The sequence below is a fragment of the Oleiphilus sp. HI0128 genome (genome assembly GCF_001635365.1).
Window position 1 is genome coordinate 1 of record NZ_LWGG01000091.1, and the last position, 876, is coordinate 876.

General features: G+C 42.5%; 1 protein-coding gene. It reads right to left on the minus strand.

Features of this window, described 5'->3' with window-relative positions; genetic code table 11:
- On the minus strand, window positions 1-667 hold a 667-nt coding region (locus A3763_RS01180; RefSeq protein WP_068759827.1), incomplete at its 3' end, for a hypothetical protein.
- Between the last annotated feature and the right edge of the window lie 209 nt (window positions 668-876).

The following is an 876-nucleotide window of genomic DNA, read 5'->3' on the forward strand; positions in this document are numbered from 1 at the left end:
AGGCCGTATTTTCTTGTGCGACAAAGAAATACGTAGCGGTCGGGTAGCTGAGTAGCGTGTGAGGCTCAAGGGTAATGTTGCGATGTTGATGCGTTTCTAGTTCATCCCAGATCTCGATAATAGAGCGAGGAAAGAGTTCCGCCCGATTAAGTGACAACACTTGAAATAAGCCTTCGTAACTGGGGCCAGTTTGTACCTTAAAATTGTTATATCTCAATATGTTGGTATCGGGCCAGTCATGCCCTTGAATGAGTGTGGCTTTTTTTAAAGCCCTTAAATCTTGGCTTTGTTTTCGTGTTGCCAACTGCTCGGGTGTTGTCAGGAACAAGCGCCAGCCAATCAAGCCTTTATAAATAGGGATTCTAATAGGCTTTACTTCTGACTCTCGTTCTTTGGAAGTCATGGTCCACATCACATCGATACCCTTGCTTTGGCTCAACTGTTTGATAGCCCGGCCTTGTGTCATAAAATACTGCGAGGGTTCTACTGTTAGAGGCACCGAATGATAACTTAGGGCTAGCTTTAATAGCTCTATTGGGTAACTGTGATGTTTGGTGAATACTTCGCCTGGCTGAGGGTAGCGAATGCTCGTTTGAGTTATCGCATTGGAAAATGAGCTGAAGAGCGAGAGCAATAAGCTGATGTAAATGAGTTTCGAAAAATTCATAATTCGCTGTTACTCCTACCAAGCAAATATTGAGACAGGTATGGCAGTTGGAAGGAATCGATTGCCATCTAAGCAAAAGCGAATTTGACACCTACTAAAAGGGCGCTATTTTTTCCTTCCCTAGCACTATACGATACCTTGAATGGCTCTGGTATTAAACTGTTCTTGTTTGATTCTAATCTAACAAAGATATTGTAAGAATAAACTCT